This is a genomic window from Collimonas sp. NPDC087041 (assembly GCF_044745265.1).
Classification (GTDB): domain Bacteria; phylum Pseudomonadota; class Gammaproteobacteria; order Burkholderiales; family Burkholderiaceae_D; genus Collimonas.
Genome location: NZ_JBIUZX010000003.1, coordinates 513,332 through 520,238, shown reverse-complemented (window position 1 = coordinate 520,238; position 6,907 = coordinate 513,332). Strand labels below are relative to the sequence as shown.

The window sequence follows — 6,907 nt, the reverse complement described above, 5'->3', positions numbered from 1 at the left end:
GAAAACTTATCCACAGAAATAATATGAATTACGCATTAACAGGGTGGGGCAGATTTCGATGAAAACAGTGGGGCAATTTTAAGCAATCTTCAACATGCTGAATGTATTCAAGCGCTCAACGGCATGGAAGGGGAGTGGTGATGACGGCGCCGAATATCAGTTTAGAGCAGCTGCAGCGCGTCCACCACGCATTGCGTATCACCATCCCGCTGCACGAAGTCTCGCCGCTGATGCTGTCCACGTTGTCGGTCATTGCGAACTGCTGGCGCGACCGAATTCCGGCGCATCTGTGGCGGGATCCGGTCGAGGAAGTGCGGCCCAGCATGAGCGCACAAGAATTTCAGCGGCAATATTTATGCACCTTTGCCACTACCCCCGACAACAAGCAGCAACCGATTGACCTTAAACGCCGCGCCGCGGCTGATTACGAATAACACGATGAACCCATCTTTACACGCCGACATTCTGAGCCGCCTGTCCGAATTCAATTTCAAACACGAAAAAAAGGGCTATCTGCGCGCCGGCACTTGCCCCCAGTGCCAGAAGAAAGAACTGTATGCCAATGCCGATAACCCGTGGGTAGTGCGTTGCGGCCGTTTGAACAATTGCGGCTACGAAGGCCATGTCAAGGAACTGTACCCTGACTTATTCGACGACTGGAGCAAGCGTTACCAGACGCTTGATGCGACTAACCCGCAAGCAGCGGCCGACGCCTACATGCAGCACGGCCGCGGTTTTACCTTATCTCGTGTGCAGGGCCTGTACAAGCAGGAAAGCTATTTCGACAAAGATCTGAACATCGGCAGCGCCACGGTGCGCTTTGCGGTCGCTGACGGCTATTGGGAGCGTCTGATCGACAAGTCGCAACGTTTTGGCAAGAAGAAGGCACGGTTTAGCTTCGGATCAGCCTATCACGGCCGATTCTGGTCCCATCCAGGGCACAGCCTGCAGGCGGTCGACGAGATCTGGATCGTGGAAGGTATTTTTGATGCGATTGCCCTGGAACACCACGGCATTGCGGCCGTATCGATCATGAGCTGCAATAACTATCCGCTGCAGTCGCTGCAGGATCTGCGCGATGCCCGTGGCAATCAGGATTGCCGCCTGGTGTGGGCGCTCGATGGCGATAGCGCCGGTCGTAGCTTTACGCACAAGCATGTCGAGCGCGCCAGGGCTGCCGGTTGGGAGTGTACTGCCGCCCAGATTCCGCAGAATGGTAGCGCCAAGCTGGATTGGAACGATTTACATCAGCGAGACAAGCTGACCGACGCCGATATCGAGAACTACCGTTACCACGGCGCTGTCCTGATTGCCGGCAGCGCCAGCGACAAGGCATTGCTAATCTATGGAAAGGAAGGCAAGACAGAATTCGATTTCGAGTTTCGGAATCGCCTGTACTGGTTCAATCTCGATCTGGTCGCCTATAACAAGGAAATGGACCAGCTCGACAGCGAAGGGTCGACCAGTATCTTGTCGGAGGCTGGCAAGCGCGAGAAAGCGCTGCACGCGTCTCATACGATACGCCCGATTGCGAACTGCAATCCTGTCGCGCTGTATTACCAAAAAAACGAGATGACGGATGAAGCCTGGTATTACTTCCGTGTCGATTTCCCGCATGACGGCGCCTCGATCAAGAATACGTTCACCAGTGCGCAGATTTCCAGTTCAGCCGAATTCAAGAAGCGCTTGCTAGGTATCGCTCCTGGTGCGATGTTCAGTGGCAGCAGCGCCATGCTGGACCGGATCATGGAGCGCGATCTGTTCCATATCAAGCGGGTCGAAACCATCGACTATATTGGTTACAGCAAGGAATACGGCTGTTATGTGCTGGATAACGTCGCCATCAAGGATGGCACGCTGTATGACGTTAATAAAGAAGATTTTTACGACCTGGGGCGCCTTGCCGTCAAATCGTTGAACCGATCAGTGTCGCTACAGATCAACCGCGACCCGGACGGCTATTCGACGGATTGGGTCAATTTGCTATGGAAAGCCTTTGGCCCGAAGGGGATGGTCGCCCTGACATTCTGGTTCGGCTCTCTGTTCGCTGAACAGATCCGCGCCGCGCAGAGTTCCTATCCGTTTCTGGAGGTGGTCGGTAAGGCTGGCGCCGGTAAGTCCACGCTGATTGAATTTCTCTGGAAGCTGTTTGGCCGTGCCGGCTATGAAGGTTTCGATCCGAGTAAATCCAGCTTGGCCGCTCGTGCCCGTAACTTCTCGCAGGTATCCGGTTTGCCGGTAGTGCTGATCGAGTCAGACCGGGAGCGCATGGACGGCGATAAAAGCCACGTCAAATCATTCGATTGGGATGAGCTGAAAACTGCCTACAACGGTCGCTCAACCCGCGCACGGGGCATGAATACCGGCGGTAATGAAACCTATGAGCCGCCGTTCCGTGGCGCTATCGTGATTTCGCAGAATAACCCGGTCAACGCTTCCGAGGCAATTCTGTCGCGGATCGTCCACCTGTATTTCGACCTGACGACACAGACGCCGGAATCGGGCGAAGCTGCTGACGCTCTGAAGTTCATGCCGGCCGAGAAAGTCTCCGGGTTCATCCTGGCCGCCACCAAGCGCGAGAAGAAGATCATGGAAACCGTGGCCGAGCGCACGGCGGTCTATTTGAAGGAATTACGGATGCGGCCGGAAATCAAGATGCCGCGCCTGGTCGAGACGCATGCGCAGATGCTGGCACTCACCGACGCCCTGGGGCTGGTGATCAAGCTGACACCTGAACAGCAGAAGGCTATGCGTGAGCAGATCATCACCATGGCCGGGGAGCGTCAGCAGGTGATCAATGACGACCATGTCCTGGTGCAGGAATTCTGGGAAGCCTTCGATTATCTGGACAGCAACGACATGCACCGCTTGAACCATTCCCGCGACCCGCAGCTGATCGCGGTCAATCTGAACCATTTTGTGCAGATCGCCGCTGAGCGCCGCCAACAGATTCCGGTGATCGGCGACCTCAAAAAGGTATTGCGCACTAGCCGCCGGCGCAAGTTCCTCGACGTGCGCGTAGTCAACAGCCAGATCCGTGCCCGAGACAACGTCCTAGGAAGCAAATCAATGATGTGCTGGGTATTTCAAAACGATAAACCGACTAACTAATTGTTTGATAACAGTGTGCGTTCTAATGCTGCTGTCGTTTAGGAAAGAAATGTATGCCAGAAAATGACAAAATCAACGCGCAAGAAGCCGCGCTGATTTTAGGTCTTTCAGTCCGTCAAGTATATGATTTGGCTGCACCAACCGGCCCGATACCTTGTTATCGAATGGGCCGTCGGATTATATTTAACCGTTCAGACATTAATGGATATCTGGAATCATGCCGATTTATAGAGATAAAGCGCGGGGTTGTTTCGTCTTTGAATTCGACCGTCGCCTTGCGGGGCAGCGTGTCCGTACTAGAAAACACCTTCCGAAAACTTGGAATAAATCCCAGGCGGACGCCTTTGACCGGCAGGAATCCGCGAAGCTCTACGCCCTCGCAACGAACATCGAACGCCCTGCACATACAATCGAGGAAGCCGTCGACATCTACATAAGGGAGCGCACACCACAGTTAAAAAGCGGCAGTAATGTGGAGCGGGAACTTGGACAAATGTTTTTTGCATATCAAGGCCGTTCAATTACAGCGCTTGCAGATGCTTGCAAATTTTATATTGCTAAGGCGGGCCGCGCAGATGAGCTTAACGATAAGCCACTTGCGCCAGCTACATTGCGTAACCGCATTCGGTACCTGACTTCGGCTTGCCGATATGCTTGGAAATACCATGGGATGGCTGAACATGACCCAGCTGAACGGGTCATCTCTCCAGTGGTGAGAAATGAGCGCAGATTTTTTATTGACAGAAAAACTATGCTGGAACTTTGCCGAGCCTGTCAGCACCGTGCCACTCGTGCAGCAATCAGGATTGCTTTTTATAGTGGTATGCGTATGAGTGAAATCATTCGTGCGCAACGGACAGAGTCAGCATTTGTCTTGGCCGATACAAAGAATGGCGAACCTCGCATCGTCCCTATGCATAGAAAATTGCGCGTGTGCGCCAACATACCGTTACCAGATCAAAGCCGAATATCCAAACATTTCAGAACGGCAAGGGGGAAAGTTGGCATGGATTGGCTTCATTTTCATGATCTACGCCACAGTGCTGCAAGTTCGATGATTAATGAGGGCGTTGATCTATATACCGTTGGTGCAGTTTTAGGACACAAATCTTCGGCCAGCACCCAACGTTATGCACACCTTGCTACGGACTCGCTGAGGTCTGCAATCGACCGAATTGGTCAAAAAAATCCCCACTAAAAGAAAATGCGGGTTGCATGAAAAATCACGCAACCCGCATGGATACTGGTGGGCCCCCCCAGAGTCGAACTGGGCACCAACGGATTATGAGTCCGCTGCTCTAACCAAGCATGAGCTAGGGGCCCAATTCCTCAGGACTGTTGCGCAGCTTGCGCACAACGACATCTTAAAATGCAGGCAATTTTCGTATTATAGAAAAATACCGGGGCGAAAGGTAGCGGAAGTTACAGTGAATCAGCCAAAAATACCGAATGATTCACTGCTACTTAATTTAATTACCTTCCAGGAAGCTCTTCAGCTTGTCGGAGCGTGAAGGATGGCGCAGCTTGCGCAGCGCTTTAGCCTCTATTTGACGAATGCGCTCACGTGTCACGTCGAATTGCTTGCCGACTTCTTCCAGTGTGTGATCGGTCGACATTTCGATACCGAAGCGCATGCGCAAGACCTTCGCTTCGCGTGGGGTCAGCGAATCGAGGATGTCCTTGACGACGCCGCGCATCGATGCGTGCAACGCTGCATCGGCTGGCGCCAGGGTGTTGTTGTCCTCGATGAAATCGCCCAGATGCGAATCGTCGTCGTCGCCGATCGGTGTTTCCATCGAAATCGGTTCCTTGGCGATCTTCATGATCTTGCGGATCTTATCTTCCGGCATTTCCATCTTGATCGCCAGTGTTGCCGGATCCGGCTCAGCGCCGGTTTCCTGCAGGATCTGACGCGAGATGCGGTTCATCTTGTTGATCGTTTCGATCATGTGCACCGGAATACGGATGGTGCGAGCCTGATCGGCGATCGAACGGGTGATGGCCTGACGGATCCACCATGTTGCATAGGTCGAGAATTTGTAGCCGCGACGATATTCAAACTTGTCGACTGCCTTCATCAAGCCGATGTTGCCTTCCTGGATCAGATCCAGGAACTGCAAACCGCGGTTGGTGTATTTCTTGGCAATCGAGATTACCAGACGCAAGTTGGCTTCGGTCATCTCGCGTTTGGCCATGCGCGCCTTGCGTTCGCCGGCGCCCATTTTCTTGTTGATACCGCGCAGGTCTGGCAGAGGCAGCACGACGCGCGCCTGCAAATCGATCAGGCGTTGCTGCAGTTCTTTCACTGCAGGCACGTTACGGCTCAGAACCGTGCTGTATGCGTGATTGCCGGCGACTTCACCGTCAACCCAGTCAAGATTGGTTTCATTGCCTGGGAAAACCTTGATGAAGTGCGTGCGCGGCATGCCGCACTTGTTGACCGCAACGTCCAGGATCTGGCGTTCGATCTGGCGCACTTCGTCAACCTGGCCACGCAGCGTGTCGCACAGTTTTTCAACGACCTTGGCGGTGAAGCGGATGCCAAGCAATTCGTTCGAAATGATTTCCTGCGCTTTGACATACGGCTTGGAGTTGTAGCCTTCTTTTTCGAAAGCCTTGCGCATCTTGTCGAACTGCGTGGAAATGGTTTCGAACTTGCCCAGCGCGTCGCGCTTCAGTTGCTCAAGTTGTTCAGCCGAGAAGCCGGCAGCGCCAGACGTCGAGCTGGCGTCTTCTTCTTCCTCGTCTTCTTCTTCCTCTTCTTCGTCTTCTTCGCTTTCGTCGTCCGTCGCAGGCGCAGCTGCGCTCACAGCTGCCGCTTCATCTGTCTGGTTAGGATCGACCAGGCCGTCAACGATTTCGTCGATCTTGATTTCGTCCTTGCCGATCTTGTCGGCGGCCAGCAGGATTTCGGCGATCGTAGTCGGGCAGGCCGAAATCGCTTGGATCATGTCCTTCAAGCCGTCTTCGATACGCTTGGCGATTTCAATTTCGCCTTCGCGGGTCAGCAGTTCGACCGAACCCATTTCACGCATGTACATGCGGACTGGATCGGTGGTGCGGCCGAAATCGGAGTCGACGGTCGACAGCGCTGCTTCGGCAGCGGCTTCGGCGTCGTCGTCGCTGGCGACGGTGGCAACGTTGTCGGACAGCAGCAATGTTTCTGCGTCAGGCGCTTGTTCGTAGACCGCGATCCCCATGTCGCTGAACGTACCGATGATGCCTTCGATGGCTTCCGGATCGATAATGTTTTCAGGCAGGTGATCGTTGATTTCCGAGAAGGTCAGGAAGCCGCGCTCCTTGCCCATCTTGATCAGGGTCTTGAGCTTTTGACGACGGGCTTCGAGTTCTTCTTCGCTGGCTTCGGTGTCGGACGAGAACGCGTCTTTCAGCAAAGCCTTTTCCTTGGCTTTGCGATCCTTGGCCTTGGCTTTGTCGACCGCTTTCAGTTCAGCGCGTTCGACCGCGTTCAGCGCCGCGACTTCATCGTTTTCCGGTTGGAATTCTTTCGGCTTGCGACCACGACGTCCTGGTACCTTGACCGACGGCAGGATATAGCCGGAAGTGTCAATCGCCGCCAGTGTTGCGGCATCCGTGGTTTGACTTACGCCTGATCCAATCATCACGCTAACATCGGCCTTGACCGGAGCCGCGGCTGCATTTTTGGATGATTTGACGACTTTGAGTTGAGGTTTCTTGTTTGTCACAGGGGCTTTCGATTTCACAGATACTGGTTTTGCAACAGTTCTTGATGCACTTTTTTTCGTGGTCGTCGCAGTTGCTTGAGAAACGACTT

The 6,907-nt window shown here is 53.8% G+C and carries 4 protein-coding genes, 1 tRNA gene and 1 pseudogene; 4 read left to right on the top strand and 2 right to left on the bottom strand.

What is annotated here, in order from left to right:
• Window positions 1-140: 140 nt before the first annotated feature.
• The 4 genes and pseudogenes from ACIPF8_RS08305 (at window position 141) to ACIPF8_RS08290 (ending at window position 4,309) form a co-directional block, all read left to right on the top strand.
• Entirely contained in the window at window positions 141-434 is a 294-nt protein-coding gene (locus ACIPF8_RS08305) for a hypothetical protein (protein WP_400419438.1), read from the top strand.
• A 4-nt stretch (window positions 435-438) separates the two neighbouring features.
• Window positions 439-3,111 (top strand): toprim domain-containing protein, encoded by a 2,673-nt coding sequence (locus ACIPF8_RS08300; protein ID WP_400419435.1) that lies wholly within the window; start codon window positions 439-441, stop codon window positions 3,109-3,111.
• 53 nt (window positions 3,112-3,164) lie between these two features.
• Window positions 3,165-3,275 (top strand): annotated as a pseudogene (locus ACIPF8_RS08295) (hypothetical protein); the annotation flags it as partial.
• Between the two features lie 53 nt (window positions 3,276-3,328).
• Complete coding sequence (locus tag ACIPF8_RS08290; protein WP_400419432.1) at window positions 3,329-4,309, top strand: tyrosine-type recombinase/integrase; 981 nt, start codon at window positions 3,329-3,331, stop codon at window positions 4,307-4,309.
• 46 nt (window positions 4,310-4,355) lie between these two features.
• Here ACIPF8_RS08290 and ACIPF8_RS08285 read toward each other — a convergent pair.
• Window positions 4,356-4,434: transfer RNA gene (locus tag ACIPF8_RS08285), tRNA-Ile, on the bottom strand.
• Between the two features lie 146 nt (window positions 4,435-4,580).
• On the bottom strand, window positions 4,581-6,818 hold the full coding sequence (gene rpoD / locus ACIPF8_RS08280) for an RNA polymerase sigma factor RpoD (RefSeq protein WP_400419428.1): 2,238 nt from the start codon (window positions 6,816-6,818) through the stop codon (window positions 4,581-4,583).
• Window positions 6,819-6,907: the final 89 nt, after the last annotated feature.